Origin of the sequence: Candidatus Poriferisodalis sp. (assembly GCF_965208485.1) — a bacterium.
Classification (GTDB): Bacteria; Actinomycetota; Acidimicrobiia; order Acidimicrobiales; family Poriferisodalaceae; genus Poriferisodalis.
Genome location: NZ_OZ242344.1, coordinates 1,623,635 through 1,640,828 on the forward strand (window position 1 = coordinate 1,623,635; position 17,194 = coordinate 1,640,828).

Here is a 17,194-nt window from a genome sequence, read left to right on the forward strand (position 1 = left end):
CTCCCTTCGTTGCCCAAGCCGGGCAGATCGTCAGCGGTTCTCGTTGTTGCCCCAGCACGCGACCGTGCCGTCAAGGCGGATCGCGCACCCATGGTCAGCACCGACAGCCACATCCACAAAATGGCCGCCGAGCACGGTCCTCACCGGCCGCTTCAGATCAGGCCAAGAATCGAGACTCCAGCACTGCAACATTCCCTCGACGGTGACCGCGCAGAAGTCAGACAAGATGCCAGAGCGCACAAAGACGTACTCGCCGCCGAGTGAACCGTTGAGCACCTCGGACCGCAGATTCCAGATCGCGCCAGTCTGTGGGCTCCAGCACACCAATGACCCATCGAGGCGTACGCCACAAGCCTGCGCCAAGTCACGTACTGCGAGGCTTGACAGCGGTTCCACCCCAGCCGGAAGAGCAGCCATGTACTCGCCGTGTTGGTACCAGCAATCGACTCGCCCGTCGCCGCGCAACCCGCAATATGGCCCGGTGAAATGAGTGCCTGTCGCCTCGACATACCGTTCCCGATGCTGCCGCTCAGAAGGGATGCGCGTTCGATTCGAGACAGTGATGTTCCCGAAGCCGTCGTCGCGCCAGCACACAAGCTCGCCGCTCTCACGCACCGCGCACGGCCCCGGCGCGAACACGTCCACAAAACGGCCCTGCGGCACATCGTGCGAGCGAGACTCGCCGGGCAAGTGCCCCTCGTCCCAAGACTCCCAACATGCCAAGGACGCGTCCACCCGGACACCGCACGTGTGGTGCCTCGCCAGCGATACCTTCACAAAGCGCCCCTCGAGCACCTGGTCCTCCGTGGAGGCGCCGCCAGCGCCCCAGCATTCGATCTCGCCGCTCTCACGCACCCCGCACGAGCGATTCCTCGACACTGAGATATCCACGAACCTGCCCTCAGGCGGTGACGCTCGGCCCTCGGTGTCCCAATCCCAGCACGCCAGCGATCCCCCGGCACTCACACCGCAAGCGCGGTGCCCCCAGAGCTCAGCGCTGACCAGCGGCTCCACGCCCTCAACAAGCGCAGCGCCTTCGAACTCGTAGGGCCAGCACGCCAGCGTCTCGTCCGCGCCGATCCCGGCATGCGGAGTACGAACCCAAGTCTGCATAGACATCCCCAAGGGGCCTGAGCGCCGGATCTTGCCAGCACACCAGCCAAACCCCACGCGCCGATCATGACAACGCTCACGCCGTTGTGCCCCGCTTCAAGATCTACGCCAGCCCGCCGACGGGCTGAGCCACTTGGTCGGGCTTGAACTCGAACACGTACGGATCCAGCGATTCCTGCGCGGCGATCCGCCACTTGTGCCAGTAGCCGCCGCCGTAGTACGCCAAGCTGCCCGGCTCGGCATCGCCATGGCCGTTGTAGTACGAGAGGCAGTCCCGCAGCGGGGCCGTGGTGATGTCGGCCACCCGGCAGTGCTCGGCGTAGGACACCTCAGAGTCGGGCGTGATGTCCACCACGTTCCACGCCTTGTCGCGCATCTCGGTGAGCATCCAGACGACGTAGTCGCCGTGGGTGTCGATGGCGTCGGTGAAGTTGAAGCTGCCGCCGCCGCCCTGCGGACCCGACACGATGAACAGGTTCGGGAATCCGTGGCTGTGCAGCCCCAGGAACGTCTTGGTGCCCTCGCTCTGCCACTTCTCGCTCAGCGTCACGCCGTCGCGTCCGGTGATCATGTTGAACGTCGAGGTGGCCATCCACTGGAAGCCAGTGGCGTAGATCAGCACGTCCAACTCGTACTCGACGCCGTCGTGCACCACGCCCCGCTCGTTGATCTCCTGCACGCCCATCGGGGCGGTGTCCACGAGGTGCACGTGCGGCAGGTTGAACGTGGGCAGGTATTCGTCGTGGAAGGTGGGCCGCTTGCAGCCATAGGGGTAGTACGGCTTGAGCGCCTCGGCGGTCTTGGGATCCTCCACGATGGTGTCTACCCGGGCCCGGATCTGCTCCATGATCCGGAAGTTGGTGTTGAGCTGCTTCTGCACCAGTTCGGTGGGCGAGAGCTTGCGGGCATGTTGCTTTCGTTCTTTGAAATCGTCGACCCGGCCGGCCAAGTAGTCGTCGTTGGCCTTGATGGCGGTGCGGCCCGAGGAGATCCGGGAGAAACGCTTGCGGCGGGCCCGCGCCCAGCCGGGCTCCTGCGACCACTCGGCGACCTCCTCGGGATCGGTCTCGCGCTGATCGCGCACGTCGATCGATGACGGCGTCCGCTGGAACACGTACAGCTCGCCGACCGCCTTGGCGATCTCCGGGATGACCTGCACGGCGGTGGCGCCGGTGCCGATGATGCCGACCCGCTTGCCTTCGAGGTCGATGTTGTAGTCCCAGCGCGAGGTGTGGAATGACTCGCCGGCGAAGCCGGCCATGCCGTCGATGCGGGCCAGCTTGGGGCTGGTGAGGATGCCGTTCGCCAGGATCACGTAGCGGGCCTTCATGGCATCGCCGCGGTCGGTGCAGACGGTCCAGCGGCCGGTCTCCTCGTCCCACACGGTGGAGTCGACGGTGGTGTGGAACAGGCAGCGGTCGTAGAAGCCGAACTTGTCGGCCATCGCCTGGCAGTACTCGAGGATCTCGAAGCCCGACGCGAACTTCATCGTCGGGATGTACTCCATCTCCTCGAGCAGCGGCAGGTAGCTGTAGGACTCGACGTCGCAGGCGATGCCGGGGTAGCGGTTCCAATACCAAGTGCCGCCGACGTCGCCGCCCTTCTCGCAGAAGCGCACATCGTCGATGCCGGCCGCCTGCAGCTTGTGCCACAGCAGCAGCCCGGCGAACCCGGCGCCGATGCACAGCACCTCGCACTCGTCGTCCAGCGCCTCGCGCTCGATGGGCGGCTCGGAATAGACGTCTTCGAGATAGCGGGAGAACTCGCCCTCCATCGCCATGTAGTCGGCCGCGCCTCGGCGAGCCTCCTTGAAGTCCCGGTACTTGGCCTGCTCCTCGGCGTTGAAGACAGCCCCGGGCGGGGGAGACGGCAGCTCCTTCGCGCGCTCGTCGGCGTTGACCGAGTAGCCCTTGCCCTGAATCTTCTCGGAAGCCTTCGCCGCCTTGGTGTTGAAGATCTTGCGACCCGTCGCAGGGTCGATGCTGACCGCCGGGCATGTGCCCGCGTCTGCTGCCGCTTGGCCCTCTGACATCGTGCGACCTCCGTGGTCCCCCGTTCGATGCTAGAGGCTGAGCCGCAGGCGAAGCCGTGGCCCGAGCGGCCCGTGAGTCCGTATCCAATGAGAGCCCCAATGAGAGCCCCAATGAGTCCAATGAGAACGGGAACAAGAGCGGGAAGCAATTGGTGCAATCGCGAGAGGGTTCTCCCCAGCGCGTTGACGTGAGGGGAGGCGCCCGACGGCGCGCCGGGATGTGACAGCCTTCGCAGCGACATCCAGCGCCACACGCCGCAAGTCGTCGCGAGTCATCGTGCGGACCCTCTTCGGGGCGGGCGCGCTGTTCGTCGTGCTGTTGGCCTCGGCTGCAGTGCATAGCGGCGCTAGCCTTGCAGCGGTGCCCGCCGAGTCGTCTGCCGCCTCAGCGCCGCAGGACCCGGCGACTTCAGGTGAGATTCTGACTGATGCCGCTCTCGGCGCCATCGAGGACGATTTGGCGCGGGCGGAGCGAACCTTGGGCCTGCTCGCCGATGACGATGCGGATCCGGCGGCCGTCACCGCTTGGCTCGCCGATCCGTCCGTCGGCGAGCGAGACGACCCGGCCGGCGCTGCTACTCGATCATCCGGCGCTGCTACTCGATCATGAGGTCCGTGTCGGAGGAGACGAGCTCGACCCTGTTGCGGGGTTCCAGCTGATCCCAGTCCCAGCTCGCGTCCGCAGCGGCGCCGTCCAGCCAGAACCAGCGACCGGCGAGATTGGGCACACGCTCGTCGCTGAGGCCGACGCGCGCGTCGATGGTCTTGAGCACACCTGCGTGGCCGACCAGCAGGACACGACCGCAGACCGAGAGGTGCCGCCGCAGCGCCGGAAGCAGCCGACGGGCGATGCTGTCCTCGGACTCGAAGCCGGTTGGCCACCTCCTGGCTGCGACATCGCCCGGCCAGCCTTCATCGATCTCGGCGCGGGTGAGGCCTTCCCACGGACCAGCCTTGCGCTCGCGCAACTGCTCATCGGTCACGACATCGCTGACGCCGAGTTGCTTGGCGATGATCTCCGCGGTCCGGCGCGCCCGCTGCAAGTCGCTCGACACGATGAGGTCGAACGCGGGCAAGTCGAACGCATGCCCGCTGATGTGCAGGTCACCCCCGCGCAGCGCGGGCGTCCGCCACCCACAGCCGTCGTCCGCGGCAGCGAGCGTCGCCGCCAAAGCGTCAGCAGCAATCTCGGCCTGGCGCTCGCCCAAGTCCGTCAACGGCGGATCGGCCTGTCCTTGCCAGCGTCCGCGCAGATTCCACTCGGACTGGCCATGCCGCACCGCGAGCAGTTCTGAAGGCTGTGTCACGACACCCGACCGTAGCTGGCCTGATCAGCGCAGATCGGTAGCATCACGGCGATGCCCATCGTGACGATCCGCCTGTTCGCGGGAGCGCGCGAGGCGGCTGGGGTCGGCGTCACGCAAACCGAGGCGTCATCGGTCGCCGATGCGCTGAACTGGGCCAAGACGCATTTCGACGAGGGCTTCAGCGCCGTGCTGGCAACCAGTCGGGTCTGGCTGAACGGCGAACCTGCGGATCCCGTGGCGCAGCTGAGCACCGGGGACGAGATCGCCGTCTTGCCGCCCGTGTCGGGCGGCTGAGCGGCGGCGTCGGTGGCGTGAGCGTGACGTCGGCGGCGTCGGTGGCGTGGGTTCGCTCCGCAGCGCTGTGGCTCGGGCCGCCGGCTGCGTGGGGCGATGCCAGCATCACCGCGGGTGTGTTGTGGCTCGCCGTACTCATCGCTGCACTGTGGGCAGGCGCGGCAGTCTTCGGCCTGCTCGTGTCTGCTGTGGCCGCGCTCGGTGCTTGGCAAGCAGCGAGCCTGCCCGGCACTCTGGATGCCGCGCCCCGGTCGCCCCGACTTCCGTCAGGCGCCGCTGCTGTCGTGGGTGATCCTCGTTTCCGCCTTCCGGCTGCTGCGCTCGCGGGCGCGGTCGGACTCGCCGGCATCTTCGATACCCGCTTGGCGGGTGTGGTGCTCGGGACGGCAGTCATCGCCAGCTTCATCGTGGCCGGATCGTTGCGGGGCGACCGCGCAGCGACGGATGCTGCGCGGTCTCAACCGGTCACGCAGCCAAGGGTGCTGGCCCGGGCGGGACAGCTGGTCCGCTGCTGGATGCAGGTCGGCGCGGCGGCGGCATGCGCGGCGGCGGTGGCCCGCTACTCGTCGGGTGCAGCGCTGGTGCTGGTCGCAGCTGCGGCTTCCTACGACGCGGGTGCGTACGTCACAGCGGCGGAGCGCCCACCGGGACTGCGGGGTCCCTTGGTGGGTGCAGTCGCAGCGGCAGCGGCTGTCTTCGCGCTGACCGGTCTGAGCGTGCCGCCCTTCGCGCCCTCCGACGTCAGCCGGTACGGCGTGATCGCAGTCCTTACGCTGCCGCTGGGGCCCGCGTTGGCCCGCGCTGCGACAGTCCCGGCAGTTCCACCCGACACCCGGCTCTCAGATGGGTGGTCTTCCGCGCGCTCAGCCGCCGCCGATCCGGCTGCGCGCGGGCACCGCGCAGGGTTCGCGCCAATGCGGCCGCGTGCGGGCACTCCTTGGGCGGTGCGCAGGCTCGATTCGCTCAGCATCACGGCGCTCGTGTGGATGTGGGGGTTGGGGCTCTTGACGATCTGAGCGGCGACACCATTCAAAGGCGTTCAGGTCAGAGGCGTTCAGGAATGCCCCGGCACAGCGATTGATCGTGGCTGTTGATCGTGGCGGAGCGGCCATCTGCGTAGCGTTAGCGGCCGTGGCGTCCATGGCACCGGCTGATCCCCGACGAGATCCCGTCGTTCGAAGCGCAGCACATGACCGCGTCGGCGTCTCATCGGTTGCGGTGCTGTGCTTGCACACCTCGCCGCTGCACCAGCCGGGCAGCGGTGACGGCGGGGGCCTGAATGTGTACGTGCGCGAGCTGACTGCCGCGCTCGCGCATCACGGGGTGAGCTGCGACGTCTTCACCAGGCGCACCGATCGGTCACAGCCCGAGACCGTCGACGTGGAACCCAGCGTGCGCGTCACGCACATCGACACCGGCAAGCCGTCACTCGCCAAGGACGACTTGCCGGTCGTCGCCGCTGCTTTTGCCGACCGCGTCGGCGAGCACTTGGCCCGACGACCGGTCGACACCATCCATGCGCACTACTGGCTGAGCGGCATAGCCGGCCACTTGTTGAAGCACCGCTCGGGCATCCCGCTCGCGGTCACGTTCCACACGCTGGGGCGCGTCAAGACCAGCGCCGGCGACACCGAACCGCGTCATCGCGGCGAAGCAGAACAGCGGATCATCGACTGCGCGGATGCCGTCTTCACCTCCGGTGATGCCGAGGCTGCCCAGCTGCACGCCCTCTACGACCTCCCGCCAGAGCGCGTGCATGTGCTGACCCCCGGCGTGAATCGGGCGATGTTCGCCCCCGGCCAGCGGCACGCGGCACGCGCAGCCATCGATCTCCCCCCCGGGCCGGTGCTGCTGTTCGTCGGCCGGCTCCAGCCGCTCAAGGGTGCTGAACTGGCGCTCGAGATCCTTGCGGCGACGAGGGCAGGCGCCCCGGCAGGCAGAGATGCCCAGCTGGTCATCGTGGGAGGCCCGAGCGGACCCGACGGCGAGGCCACGCTCGCTCGGCTTCGCTCGATGACTGAGGAGTTGGGGCTTGCCGGGTGCGTGCGGTTCGTCGATCCGCTTCCGCACCACCTGCTGTCCACCTACTACCGGGCGGCCGACGTGTGCCTCGTGCCGAGCCGTTCGGAGTCGTTCGGCCTGGTTGCCCTGGAGGCCGCAGCCTGCGGGACGCCCGTCGTTGCCGCCGATGTCGGAGGCTTGCGTGACAGCGTCGCCGAAGGCCGGACCGGCTATCTCGTCGCGGGTCGCGACAGCGACGCGTACGCGAGGCGGGTGTCGGACATCCTGACCGATCCGCTGCTGGCACTGCGGCTGGGCGATGAAGGCTCACGACGGGCAGAGCGGTTCAGCTGGTTGGCGAGCGCCGCAGTGGCACTGGCAGCGTTCGACGCCACAGCCCGTCGCGAGCTGGTCGCTTGCGCATGAAACACACGGCTGTGCATGAGTGAGGCCGCATGACTCGCCGCCCAGCCACCGACGCCGAGCTCGACCGGCTGGAGGCGCGCATGGACGCCTGGCTGGCCGCTTGGGCCAGTTCGCAAGAGTCCGCTGCGCCCGACGACCGCCCGTTGCTGCTGGACGTGACGCGCGATGACGAGGTGCCCCGCCGCTGGTACGTGCGCCTGGCAGGGGAGTCCCGCGATGTCATTGCCGTGTGGCTGACGCTGCGGCAGCGAACGCTGGCCTACGAGTCGTACGTGCTGCCGACACCGCCGCAACGAGCATCGGAGGTGGCTGACTTCGTCCTGCGACGCAACTACTCGCTGGTCGGCGCCCAGTACGGCATCGGACCCGAGGACGCCCTGTTCCTCACGGGCGAACTCGGAACCCATTGCGTCGACGAGGACGAGCTGGACCGGATCGTGGGCTCGCTGTGGGCCTATATCGAACGGGACTTCTCGACACTGCTGCGACTGGCCTTCGAGAAGTAGTGCCGAAATTCTCTTGACAACTTTCATTTATTTCTGATTAATTCAGTGCTTGCCGGGGCATTCGGCGGCAGGCATGCAGGGAAGTGCCCCATTCTCAACGAATGCCCCGGCACCACCCAGCGGGTGAGATCCCGCGCCACCTGGCGCCGAGGAGAATCGCCGCCACCCCGATCTCCCGGCAGCGGTTCGGATGCCGTCCGGTACCGTGACCACATGACATCTGGGGTCGAACTGCTGATCGTGGGCGGCGGAAAGATGGGCGAAGCGCTTCTGGGCGGACTGCTGGCTGCCGGTCGCTCCGCGGAGAGCATCGGCGTGACCGAGCCGATCGCGGCTCGCCGAGATGAGCTGGCGAGCTGTTACGGCGTGTCGACTACGGATCATGTCGTCGCGTCGGCTGGCGCCATATTGGCCACCAAGCCCGATGTCGTCCCGGACGTGGCGGCGAAGGTCACGGCGGCCGGCACCGAGCGGATCCTGTCGATTGCCGCCGGGGTGACGCTGGCAACGCTCGACGGCGCGGCGGGCACCAGCACGCCGATTGTGCGCGCGATGCCCAACACGCCGGCCCTCGCATCCCAAGGCGCCGCAGCGATCTGCGGGAACGACCGAGCCACCGACGCCGACCTCGCGTGGGCCGAGGAGATCTTGGGCTCGGTGGGCCGTGTCGTACGAGTCCCCGAACACCTCATGGATGCCGTCACCGGGCTGTCGGGCTCGGGGCCCGCCTACGTCTTTCTTGTGGCCGAAGCGATGATCGAGGCGGGTGTGCTCATGGGCCTGGCCCGTCCAGTCGCAGCCGAGCTGGCCAACCAGACGCTGCTGGGCGCCGCAACGCTGCTGGCCGACGGTCGCCCGCCGGCCGAACTTCGAGCCGATGTGACCTCGCCGGGCGGCACCACCGCCGCCGGTCTGCGCGAACTGGAGAGCCACGGCGTGCGAGCGGCCTTCGCTGCCGCCGTCGAGGCGGCAACGCGCAGGTCCACCGAGCTCGGGGCTTCCTGACCGAAGGCGAACGGATTCGCGGCCGATGGAGATGAAGGGGTTCGACACCGTCACCTGCCTGAGCGACCTGGGCGCCCATGACGAGTCAGTGGGACTCATCCACTCGATCATCCGCCAGGCTGCGCCCCACGCCGCAGTGATCGACCTGTGCCACCACGTCGACCCGAGCGACACCCGCACCGCAGCGCTGATGCTCGTGCGCAGCGTGCCGCATCTTGCGCCCGGGGTGGTGCTGGCGTCAGTGGGTCGGCGGCTGGATCGGGAGGCGATCGCCGTATCCGTGGGCGACGGGCAGTCGATGCTGGTCGGACCCGACAATGGCGTGCTGGCCGCGGCCGCGGCCGCGGTGGGCGGTGCAGATGCGGCGGTCCGCATCGGCGCGGATGATGGGGCCGCCGGCGTGCAGGCACTGCACCCGGCTCGAGATGTGCTGGCACCCGCTGCGGGCCGGCTCGCAGCAGGAGAGCGACTCGAGACGCTGGGGGAGCCGATCGATCCGAGCCTGCTGCTGCCCTCCCTCGTTGCCGTGCCGCGCACCGAAGCAGACGGCTCGGTGACGGCGGAGGTCCTGTCGATCACGCGCTGGGGAACTGTGCAGCTCAACGTGGACCGCGAGGTGCTGGCCCCGCTCGGGCAAGTGCTGGTCGCGGAATGGACCTCGACGGCGCGCGCGGGTGTCGCAGCGGAGACGAATACCCAGACAGTCCAGATCGCGCCGCCCGGCTCGCCCCCTTCCGGGAGCCTCGCGCTGTCTGATGATCCTTACGGCCTGCTGGAGCTCACCGTCGCCGGCGGGAGCGCCACCCACCTCGGCTTTGCCGCGGGCACCGAAGTACGACTGCGCGGGGCGACATGAGTCCGCGCACGGCGATCGTGCTGGCCGCGCTCGCGGCCCTCATCCTGATCGCGGCGACGATCAGGATGGTCTTCTTCTTCGCCTGAGCGGCCGGGCTGAATTTCTTACGCGAGGCTGTGCGGAACGCGTGGAAACAGGGTGGTGCATCGGCGAGACTGTGCGGGCCGCATTCCCGAACCCTGGGTAGTCCACGTGTCCATCGTTGTCATGGGCGTGAGCCATCGCAGCGCACCGCTCGAGTTGCTGGAGCGCTGCACGGTCGCCGCCGCCGACGTGCCGAAACGACTGAGCGATCTCGCCTCCTGCGAGCATGTCAGCGAGGCGGCCGTCGTCTCCACGTGCAACCGCACCGAGGTGTACGTCTTCGCCGAGAAGTTCCACGCCGCATTCGGCGAACTGCGCGACTTCTTCTGCACCCTGTCGGGCGCAGCGCCGACTGAGCTGTCCGACCATCTCTACGTCCACTATGACGACGCCGCAGCGCACCACTTGTTCCGGGTCGCCAGCGGCCTGGAATCGGCGGTGCTGGGAGAGCACGAGATCCTGGGCCAGGTTCGCACTGCCTGGGACACGGCCCGTGCTGAGGGCACCGTCGGCACGGTGCTGAATCAGCTGTTCCGTTATGGCGTCAGCGCCGGCAAGCGCGCCCGCACCGAGACCGGCATCGCACGGGGCACCGCATCGATCAGCCACGCGGCGGTCCACATGGCGGTCACCCACCTCGGCTCGCTGTCAGATCGCCATGTGCTCGTAGTGGGTGCCGGCGAGATGGCGGACGGCATGGTCGTCGCGCTCGCGGCAGCCGGCCCCGCGTCGGTGCAGGTCGCGAACCGCACGCCGTCGCACGCCGAGGACTTGGCCGCGCGAGTCGGCGGCCGTCACCTGCCGCTGGGCAGCCTCGAAGATGCGCTCGTCGAAGTCGACGTGCTGCTGACATCGACGGGCGCCACCTCGGTCATTGTCGACCACGCCAGCGTGGGAGAGGTCATCGAGCGTCGCGCCGGGCGTCCGCTGCTGATCGTGGACATCGCGGTGCCGCGCGATGTCGACCCGGCGGTAGCCCGCATTCCGGGTGTCACCCTGCTCGACATGGACGACTTGTCGCGTTTCGCCCACGCCGGCCAGGCCAGCAGGCGGACGGAGGTGGCGGCGGTCGAGACGATCCTGGCCGACGAGATCGAGCGTTTTGCCGCCGACCGCTCCGCTCGGGAGATGGCGCCGCTGATCGAGTCCCTGCGGGGCCGGGCGGAGGCCGTGCGCCAGGCCGAAGTCGAGCGCGCGCTAGCTGCTGATCCCCGGATGGACGACGACGCGCGCGAGGCGCTCGACCGGGCCACGAAGGCCTTCGTGAACAAGCTGCTGCATCAGCCCACGGTGGCCTTGCGCTCTGCTGCGGGCAAGGCCAAGGGCGACCGGCTCGCCGACTCGGTGCGCGACCTGTTCGATTTGTAGCTCTTGACCGCGTGAGGATCGCGACACGATCGAGCCCGCTGGCGACATGGCAAGCGCGCGCCGCGGGAACGGAGCTGGCGGCAGCCGGATGGTCCGGGTCCGCGATCGAGCTGGTGCCGGTGTCCACTGCCGTTGATGCGGATCTGTCCACGCCGATCTCGCAGATGTCAGGTCGGGGAGTGTTCGTGACCGGTGTGCAGGCGGCGGTGCTTGACGGACGCGCCGACCTGGCGGTGCACAGCGCGAAGGACATGCGATCCGAGCCCACCGCAGGACTCACGCTCGGGGGCTGCCTCGAGCGCGGCGACGCGTGCGATGCGCTCGTCGGGCAGGCACTCGATCACATCCGGCGCGGTGGGGTCGTGGCGACTGGGTCGCAGCGACGCCAATGCCAGTTGGCCGACCTGCGGCCCGATCTGCGCTTCGTCGGCTTGCGCGGCAACATGGCACGCCGTATCGCGGCGGCCGACCGGCCCGACGTCGACGCCGTCATCGTGGCCGCGGCGGCGCTGGAACGGCTGGGCGAGTCGCGCCGGATCGCGCAGCGATTCAGCCCCGACGAATTGGTGCCCCAAGTCGGGCAGGGCGCCATCGCGATCGAGCACCGCGCCGGTGACGACGCTGCGGCGGCTGCCGTGGCTGGGATCATCCACCCCCCCACCTCGCGCTGCGTCGATGCCGAGCGTGCATTCCTGCGGACACTGGGCGGCGGCTGTGACCTGCCGGCCGGGGCACATGCCGCCATCGACGCCGACGGGAGCGTGCAGATGACCGCGCTGCTGGCAACCCCTGATGGCAGCAGGATCGAGCGCGCCTCGGGCAATGACGCTGACGGTGAGACGCTCGGTGTCGCCTTGGCGCGTGAGCTGCTGACGCGCACCGGGACCGCAGATGGGTGACCGCGGTTCCCCCGACCGCTGCGACGCGCTCGCCGGCCGGACCGTCGTCGTGACGCGCGCGTCGCATCAAGCCGACCCTTTGGCCGGGATCCTTCGTCAGCAGGGGGCGATCCCGGTGGTCGCCTCAGCCATCGCGGTGGTGCCGCCGCTGGACGGCGGTCAGCCGCTCGACGACGCGCTGATGCGGCTCGATCAGTTCAGCTGGGCGGTGTTCAGTTCGCCGAACGCCGTCGCGGCGACCCTCGCACGCGCTGACCGCCGGGGTGTCCGCCGCGGCTTTGCGCGCGTACGAGTTGCCGCGGTGGGACCGTCGACGGCGGCTCGGGTCCAAGCCGAGCTGGACCGACCCGCCAATCTCGTGCCCGATCAGCACGACGGCGCCGGCTTGGCCGCTGCATTCGCCGATCCGGGTCCCTCTGACGCCTGCTTCGTACCGCACTCGGCCGGGGCCCGACCCGATCTCGTCACCGGCCTGCGCGCCCGCGGCTGGAAGGTGACCGCAGTCAGCGCCTACCGCACGGTGACGCCGACGCTGTCCGACCATCTCATCGCCGATGTGGCCGCGGCAGATGCGGTGATCTTCGCCTCGCCCTCTGCGGTGAATGGCCACCTGAGCCAAACGGGCGGCACACCGGTGAAGGCCAAGGTCGTCTGCATCGGTCGCACCACTGCGGCCGCCTGCGCCGAAGCCGGTGTAGCCGTTGCCGCTGTTGCCCCACGCCCGTCCGACGCAGGTCTCGTCGAGGCGGTCGCAGCCGCACTCGACGAACGCGCAGTTCCGGCAGAGTCCTGAGGGGCCTGCAGCCCTACGCTGCGGGCCGTGACCGGGCCGACCACCACGAACGCCGAGTTGTTTGAAGCTGCTCGGCGGGTGATACCCGGAGGCGTCAACTCTCCAGTGCGTGCATTCGGCGCGGTGGGCGGGACGCCGTACTTCGTCGAGTCCGCCAGCGGGGCGTACGTCACCGATGCCGAGAGCCGCCGCTGCATCGACTTCGTGCAGTCCTACGGGGCGATCATCGCGGGCCATGCGCATCCGGCGATCACCGAGGCGATCGCTGCCGCCGCAGCGCAGGGCACGTCCTATGGCGCACCCACCGCACGCGAAGTGGCGCTGGCCGAGCGCATCGCGAACGCCGCGCCGGGGGTCGACCAGGTGCGGCTGGTCAGCAGCGGCACCGAAGCCACGATGACCGCGGTGCGGCTGGCGCGCGGCTGCACGGAGCGACCGCGGATCGTCAAGTTCGCAGGCTGCTACCACGGCCACGCGGATGCGCTGCTGGCCGCGGGCGGCAGCGGTGTCGCCACGCTCGGCCTGTCCGGCTCAGCCGGGGTGCCGCCCAGCGCCGTGGCCGACACGGTCGTCGTGCCCTACAACGTGGTGCCCGAACTCGACGACCAGGTGGCCGCCGTGGTGGTCGAGCCCGTGGCGGCGAACATGGGACTCGTCCCGCCGACGCCGGGCTTCCTGGAGGGCCTGCGACAAGCGTGCGATGCCGCTGGCGCGCTGCTGGTCTTCGATGAGGTCATCACCGGTTTCCGCCTCGGCTCGGGCGGTGCAGCCGAGCGGTACGGCGTGACGCCGGACATCTCGTGCTTCGGCAAGGTCATCGGCGGCGGGCTGCCCATCGGGGCCCTCGGCGCGCGTTCGGAGATCATGGAGACCTTGGCGCCGACCGGCCCCGTCTATCAGGCCGGGACCTTGTCGGGAAACCCGCTCGCGACCGCAGCAGGCCTTGCCGCGCTGGACCTGCTCACGCCGACGGCTTACACAGAGCTGGAGACCCGCGCCGGTCAGCTCGCCGACGGCCTGCGCGACACGCTCGCGGGCGCGGGCTTCGACGCCGTGGTCAGCCAGGTCGGCACGCTGGTGGGCCTCTACTGCGGCGCCGGTCCCGAGCCGGGCTGGGTGCCGGTCGACTACGACGATGCCCGCTCGACCGACGAGGAGGCCTACGCCCGGCTGCATGCCGAGCTGCTGCGGCGTGGCGTGGCCTTCGCCCCCGGCGCCTACGAGGCGATCTTCGTCGGCCTCGCCCACACCCCCGACATCATCGACGAAGCCCTCGCCGCTGCCGCCGCTGCCGCCTGAGTCTCCGATGCAGCCGCGGCGACACCGCGAGGCCGGTTGCCGCCCCTCACTAGGGTGCTGGCGTGGCTTCCTACTACGTCACGACGCCGATCTACTACGTGAACGACGCTCCTCACATCGGGCACGCGTACACCACCATCACCGCCGACGCGGTCGCCCGCTGGAACCGGCTGCGCGGCGACGACGTCATGTTCCTGACCGGCACCGACGAGCACGGCCTCAAAGTGCAGCGGGCAGCCCAAGAGAACAGCTGCGCCCCCATCGAATGGGCCGACCGCACGGTCGTGCGCTTCCAGGAGGCGTGGCAGCAGCTCGACATCGCCAACGACGACTTCATCCGCACCAGCGAGCCGCGTCATCACCATTCGGTGCAGCAGCTGCTGCAGGCCTGCTACGACAACGGCGACATCGCACTGCAGACCTACGAGGGCCTGTACTGCGTGAGCTGCGAGGCCTACTTCACCGAAGACGACCTCGACGACGGACTCTGTCCCATCCACCGACGCCCGGTCGAGCACGTCACCGAGGAGAACTACTTCTTCTCGCTCAGCCGCTACGAGAAGCCCCTGCTGGACTGGTACGAGGCCCATCCGGATTTCGTGGTGCCCGACACCCGGCGCAACGAGGCGCTCGGGTTCATCCGCGGCGGGCTGCAGGACTTCTCCATCAGCCGCACATCGCTCGACTGGGGCATACGCATTCCTTGGGATCGGAAGCATGTCACCTATGTCTGGTTCGACGCCCTCACCAACTACATCACCGCCGCGGGATACGCCAGCGACGACGCCCAGTTCGCCCATCGCTGGCCGGGTGTGCATCTCATTGGCAAGGACATCCTGCGATTCCACTGTGTGTACTGGCCGGCGATGCTGATGAGCGGCGGGTTGCTGCCGCCGCGGCGGGTGCACGTGCACGGCTTCCTGCTGGTGGGCGGCGAGAAGATGTCCAAGACGGCGCTCAACCAGATCGCCCCGGGCGACCTGGTGGCCGACTTCGGCAGCGACGGCGTGCGGCACCACTTCCTGCACGACCAAGCCTTCGGCCCTGACGGGGATTTCTCCTATGAGGGAATGGTGGCCCGCTACAACGCCGACTTGGCCAACAACCTGGGAAACCTGATGAGCCGGGTGGCCACCGTGGTGGGCCGCAAATGCGGCGGCATCGGGCCCGCGCCGCGCCCCGACAGCCCGTTGACGGCAGCCGTCGCCGCCTGCGTTGCCGAGACAGCCGACGCCTGGGAGCGGCTGGCGCCCTCGGAAGCGCTTGACGCCACCTGGCGGATCATCCGCGAGACCAATGCCCTGCTCGAGGCGACCGAGCCGTGGAAGGCCGACCCGGGTCCCGAGGTGGACGCCGTGCTGGGCGACGCACTCGAGGCGCTGCGGATCGTGGCGATCCTGGCGTCGGTGGCGACGCCGCGGGGCTGCGAGGAGGTGTGGCGGCGCATCGGCATGGAGGGTTCCGTCGCCGATCAGCGCCTTCCCGAGGCCGCGGCGTGGGGCGGTTATCCCGGCGGCTTGGCGGTGTCGACCGGCGCGCCGCTGTATCCCCGCCTGCGGTGACGTGGCGGCGATGAACCCAGTGCCCGACGCCGAGGTCTGGGTGGACAGCCACTGCCACCTGACCAATGGCGGCGCCGATCTGGTGGCCGAGGCCCGCCAGGACGGTGTGGCATGGATCGTCGACATCGGCACCGACGTAGAGCACAGCATCGCTGCACTGGAACGTGCCCGCACGCTGCCGGGCGTGGTCGCCACCATCGGGTTGCACCCGCACGATGCCGACGAAGGCCCGGCGGCCCTCGATGCCTTGGAGCGATTGATCGCCGCCGGGGAGACGCCGGTCGCGATTGGCGAGTGCGGGCTGGACTACTACTACGAGCACTCCGATCGCGCCGCCCAGCGCGAGGCGTTCGCCGCTCAGATCGCCATGGCACACCGCTACGGGCTGACGCTGGTCATTCACAGTCGAGACGCTTGGGAAGACACCTTCGACGTGCTCGACGCAGAGGGGGTGCCCCCTGGCACCGTGTTCCATTGCTTCACCGGAGGTTCCGACGAGGCTCGGGCAGCGTTGGACCGCGGGGCATCGGTGTCGTTCAGCGGCATCGTGTCGTTTCGCAACGCCGGCGAGATACGTGATGCCGCAGCGCTCGTGCCGGCCGATCGGTACCTCGTCGAGACCGATGCGCCGTATCTGGCACCGGTGCCCAAGCGGGGCAAGCAGAACCGGCCGAGCTGGGTGCGTTTCGTGGGCGAGGCGGTGGCTGCGGCGCGCGGCGTCCCGGTTGCGCAGGTCGCCGCCGAGACGACTGCCAATGCGGTGCGCGTCTTCGGACTCGGCTCAGCCTCCACGGCGACATGAGCTCGCAGCTGCTGAGTGCGCCTGCGATCAAGGAAATGCTGGAGCGGGCGGGCGCCGCACCACGCCGCAGCCTCGGCCAGAACTTCGTCGTCGATCCGAACACGGTTCGTCGCATTGCACGCCTCGCGTGCGTCGGCCCGGGCGATCGCGTCGTCGAGGTCGGCGCCGGGCTGGGTTCGCTGACGCTGGCCTTGGCAGAGACCGGTGCCCAGGTCGTGGCCGTCGAGACCGACAGCCGGCTCGTGCCGCTGCTGCGCGAGGTGACCGGTCCGCACGACGACACGGTGACGGTGGTGCAGGCGGACGCTCGCCGCCTCGACTGGGACGCGCTGGCGGGGGGTGCGGGCTGGCACCTCGTGGCGAACCTGCCCTACAACATCGCTACCTCGCTGGTGCTCGACGTGCTCGACGGCGTGCCGGCCGTGACCGACCTGCTGGTGATGTGCCAGCGGGAGGCCGCCGAGCGGCTGGCAGCCGGGCCTGGCAGCGGTGCCTACGGTGCCGTCTCGGTGAAGGTCGCCGTTCACGCTCACGCCGAACTGGCCGGCAACGTGCCGTCCACGGTCTTCTTCCCCCGACCGGAGGTGAGGTCGACGCTTGTGCGCATCACCCGGCGGGCGCCAGCGCTGGCGCCTGGGCTGCGCAGCGAGATCTATCGGCTGGTCACCATCGCGTTCGCGCACCGCCGCCAGATGCTGCGCCGCACGCTGTGCAGTGAGTTCGTTGATGCCGACGCAGCGCTCGCTGAGGCCGAGGTGGATCCGACTGAGCGTCCCGAGCAGCTCGGACTGCCCGACTGGATCCGCTTGGCCGGCGTTTCGGCGGTCGCCCAAGGACCCCGCTGAGG

General features: G+C 69.2%; 17 protein-coding genes. 14 read left to right on the forward strand and 3 right to left on the reverse strand.

Going from position 1 to position 17,194, the window contains the following annotated elements:
- Positions 1 to 30: 30 nt before the first annotated feature.
- Together ACOGXQ_RS07505 and ACOGXQ_RS07510 are read right to left on the reverse strand one after the other, a co-directional pair.
- The gene (locus ACOGXQ_RS07505; protein ID WP_419946788.1) at positions 31 to 1,113 is read right to left on the reverse strand and encodes an RCC1 domain-containing protein; all 1,083 of its coding nucleotides are present in this window, start codon (positions 1,111 to 1,113) and stop codon (positions 31 to 33) included.
- 103 nt (positions 1,114 to 1,216) lie between these two features.
- The gene (locus ACOGXQ_RS07510) at positions 1,217 to 3,145 is read right to left on the reverse strand and encodes a flavin-containing monooxygenase (RefSeq protein ID WP_419946789.1); all 1,929 of its coding nucleotides are present in this window, start codon (positions 3,143 to 3,145) and stop codon (positions 1,217 to 1,219) included.
- Between the two features lie 277 nt (positions 3,146 to 3,422).
- Here ACOGXQ_RS07510 and ACOGXQ_RS07515 point away from each other — a divergent pair, with 277 nt between their 5' ends.
- Positions 3,423 to 3,755, forward strand: a complete 333-nt coding sequence (locus ACOGXQ_RS07515) for a hypothetical protein (protein ID WP_419946790.1) — start codon at positions 3,423 to 3,425, stop codon at positions 3,753 to 3,755.
- On the opposite strand, the gene ACOGXQ_RS07520 is transcribed toward ACOGXQ_RS07515, so the two are convergent.
- Positions 3,742 to 4,452 carry a histidine phosphatase family protein gene (locus ACOGXQ_RS07520; RefSeq protein ID WP_419946791.1) on the reverse strand — a complete coding sequence of 237 codons (711 nt, stop codon included), beginning with the start codon at positions 4,450 to 4,452 and terminating at the stop codon, positions 3,742 to 3,744. The two genes, ACOGXQ_RS07515 and ACOGXQ_RS07520, sit on opposite strands and share 14 nt — an antisense overlap.
- Before the next feature lie 51 nt (positions 4,453 to 4,503).
- Here ACOGXQ_RS07520 and ACOGXQ_RS07525 point away from each other — a divergent pair, with 51 nt between their 5' ends.
- From ACOGXQ_RS07525 to rsmA, 13 genes are all read left to right on the forward strand, one after another.
- Complete coding sequence (locus ACOGXQ_RS07525) at positions 4,504 to 4,746, forward strand: MoaD/ThiS family protein (protein ID WP_419946792.1); 243 nt, start codon at positions 4,504 to 4,506, stop codon at positions 4,744 to 4,746.
- Between the two features lie 17 nt (positions 4,747 to 4,763).
- Positions 4,764 to 5,762 carry a hypothetical protein gene (locus ACOGXQ_RS07530; RefSeq protein ID WP_419946793.1) on the forward strand — a complete coding sequence of 333 codons (999 nt, stop codon included), beginning with the start codon at positions 4,764 to 4,766 and terminating at the stop codon, positions 5,760 to 5,762.
- Positions 5,763 to 5,886: 124 nt separating this feature from the next.
- Positions 5,887 to 7,173, forward strand: a complete 1,287-nt coding sequence (locus ACOGXQ_RS07535; protein WP_419947361.1) for a glycosyltransferase — start codon at positions 5,887 to 5,889, stop codon at positions 7,171 to 7,173.
- 29 nt (positions 7,174 to 7,202) lie between these two features.
- Positions 7,203 to 7,679, forward strand: coding sequence for a YbjN domain-containing protein (locus ACOGXQ_RS07540; RefSeq protein ID WP_419946794.1), 477 nt, complete (start codon positions 7,203 to 7,205; stop codon positions 7,677 to 7,679).
- 213 nt (positions 7,680 to 7,892) lie between these two features.
- Positions 7,893 to 8,684 carry a pyrroline-5-carboxylate reductase gene (proC, locus tag ACOGXQ_RS07545; protein WP_419946795.1) on the forward strand — a complete coding sequence of 264 codons (792 nt, stop codon included), beginning with the start codon at positions 7,893 to 7,895 and terminating at the stop codon, positions 8,682 to 8,684.
- 25 nt (positions 8,685 to 8,709) lie between these two features.
- The gene (locus ACOGXQ_RS07550) at positions 8,710 to 9,540 is read left to right on the forward strand and encodes an SAM-dependent chlorinase/fluorinase (RefSeq protein WP_419946796.1); all 831 of its coding nucleotides are present in this window, start codon (positions 8,710 to 8,712) and stop codon (positions 9,538 to 9,540) included.
- A gap of 192 nt (positions 9,541 to 9,732) precedes the next feature.
- On the forward strand, positions 9,733 to 10,992 hold the full coding sequence (locus ACOGXQ_RS07555; protein ID WP_419946797.1) for a glutamyl-tRNA reductase: 1,260 nt from the start codon (positions 9,733 to 9,735) through the stop codon (positions 10,990 to 10,992).
- 11 nt (positions 10,993 to 11,003) lie between these two features.
- Positions 11,004 to 11,891: a hydroxymethylbilane synthase gene (hemC, locus tag ACOGXQ_RS07560; RefSeq protein ID WP_419946798.1), complete on the forward strand. Its 888-nt coding sequence runs from the start codon at positions 11,004 to 11,006 to the stop codon at positions 11,889 to 11,891.
- Positions 11,884 to 12,684, forward strand: a complete 801-nt coding sequence (locus tag ACOGXQ_RS07565) for a uroporphyrinogen-III synthase (RefSeq protein ID WP_419946799.1) — start codon at positions 11,884 to 11,886, stop codon at positions 12,682 to 12,684. Before hemC ends, ACOGXQ_RS07565 begins: the two co-directional genes overlap by 8 nt.
- A gap of 27 nt (positions 12,685 to 12,711) precedes the next feature.
- Positions 12,712 to 13,983 carry a glutamate-1-semialdehyde 2,1-aminomutase gene (locus ACOGXQ_RS07570; RefSeq protein WP_419946800.1) on the forward strand — a complete coding sequence of 424 codons (1,272 nt, stop codon included), beginning with the start codon at positions 12,712 to 12,714 and terminating at the stop codon, positions 13,981 to 13,983.
- A 62-nt stretch (positions 13,984 to 14,045) separates the two neighbouring features.
- On the forward strand, positions 14,046 to 15,545 hold the full coding sequence (locus ACOGXQ_RS07575) for a class I tRNA ligase family protein (RefSeq protein WP_419946801.1): 1,500 nt from the start codon (positions 14,046 to 14,048) through the stop codon (positions 15,543 to 15,545).
- 10 nt (positions 15,546 to 15,555) lie between these two features.
- Positions 15,556 to 16,347 (forward strand): TatD family hydrolase, encoded by a 792-nt coding sequence (locus ACOGXQ_RS07580; RefSeq protein WP_419946802.1) that lies wholly within the window; start codon positions 15,556 to 15,558, stop codon positions 16,345 to 16,347.
- Complete coding sequence (gene rsmA, locus ACOGXQ_RS07585; protein WP_419946803.1) at positions 16,344 to 17,192, forward strand: 16S rRNA (adenine(1518)-N(6)/adenine(1519)-N(6))-dimethyltransferase RsmA; 849 nt, start codon at positions 16,344 to 16,346, stop codon at positions 17,190 to 17,192. Before ACOGXQ_RS07580 ends, rsmA begins: the two co-directional genes overlap by 4 nt.
- Positions 17,193 to 17,194: the final 2 nt, after the last annotated feature.

Coding starts and splice junctions, on each gene's coding strand:
- rsmA (WP_419946803.1), top strand. CDS start 16,344: ATGAGCTCGCAGCTGCTGAGTGCGCCTGCGATCAAGGAAATGCTGGAG.
- ACOGXQ_RS07565 (WP_419946799.1), top strand. CDS start 11,884: ATGGGTGACCGCGGTTCCCCCGACCGCTGCGACGCGCTCGCCGGCCGG.
- ACOGXQ_RS07540 (WP_419946794.1), top strand. CDS start 7,203: ATGACTCGCCGCCCAGCCACCGACGCCGAGCTCGACCGGCTGGAGGCG.
- ACOGXQ_RS07510 (WP_419946789.1), bottom strand. CDS start 3,145: ATGTCAGAGGGCCAAGCGGCAGCAGACGCGGGCACATGCCCGGCGGTC.
- ACOGXQ_RS07580 (WP_419946802.1), top strand. CDS start 15,556: ATGAACCCAGTGCCCGACGCCGAGGTCTGGGTGGACAGCCACTGCCAC.
- ACOGXQ_RS07525 (WP_419946792.1), top strand. CDS start 4,504: ATGCCCATCGTGACGATCCGCCTGTTCGCGGGAGCGCGCGAGGCGGCT.
- ACOGXQ_RS07550 (WP_419946796.1), top strand. CDS start 8,710: ATGGAGATGAAGGGGTTCGACACCGTCACCTGCCTGAGCGACCTGGGC.
- ACOGXQ_RS07535 (WP_419947361.1), top strand. CDS start 5,887: ATGGCACCGGCTGATCCCCGACGAGATCCCGTCGTTCGAAGCGCAGCA.
- ACOGXQ_RS07505 (WP_419946788.1), bottom strand. CDS start 1,113: ATGCAGACTTGGGTTCGTACTCCGCATGCCGGGATCGGCGCGGACGAG.
- proC (WP_419946795.1), top strand. CDS start 7,893: ATGACATCTGGGGTCGAACTGCTGATCGTGGGCGGCGGAAAGATGGGC.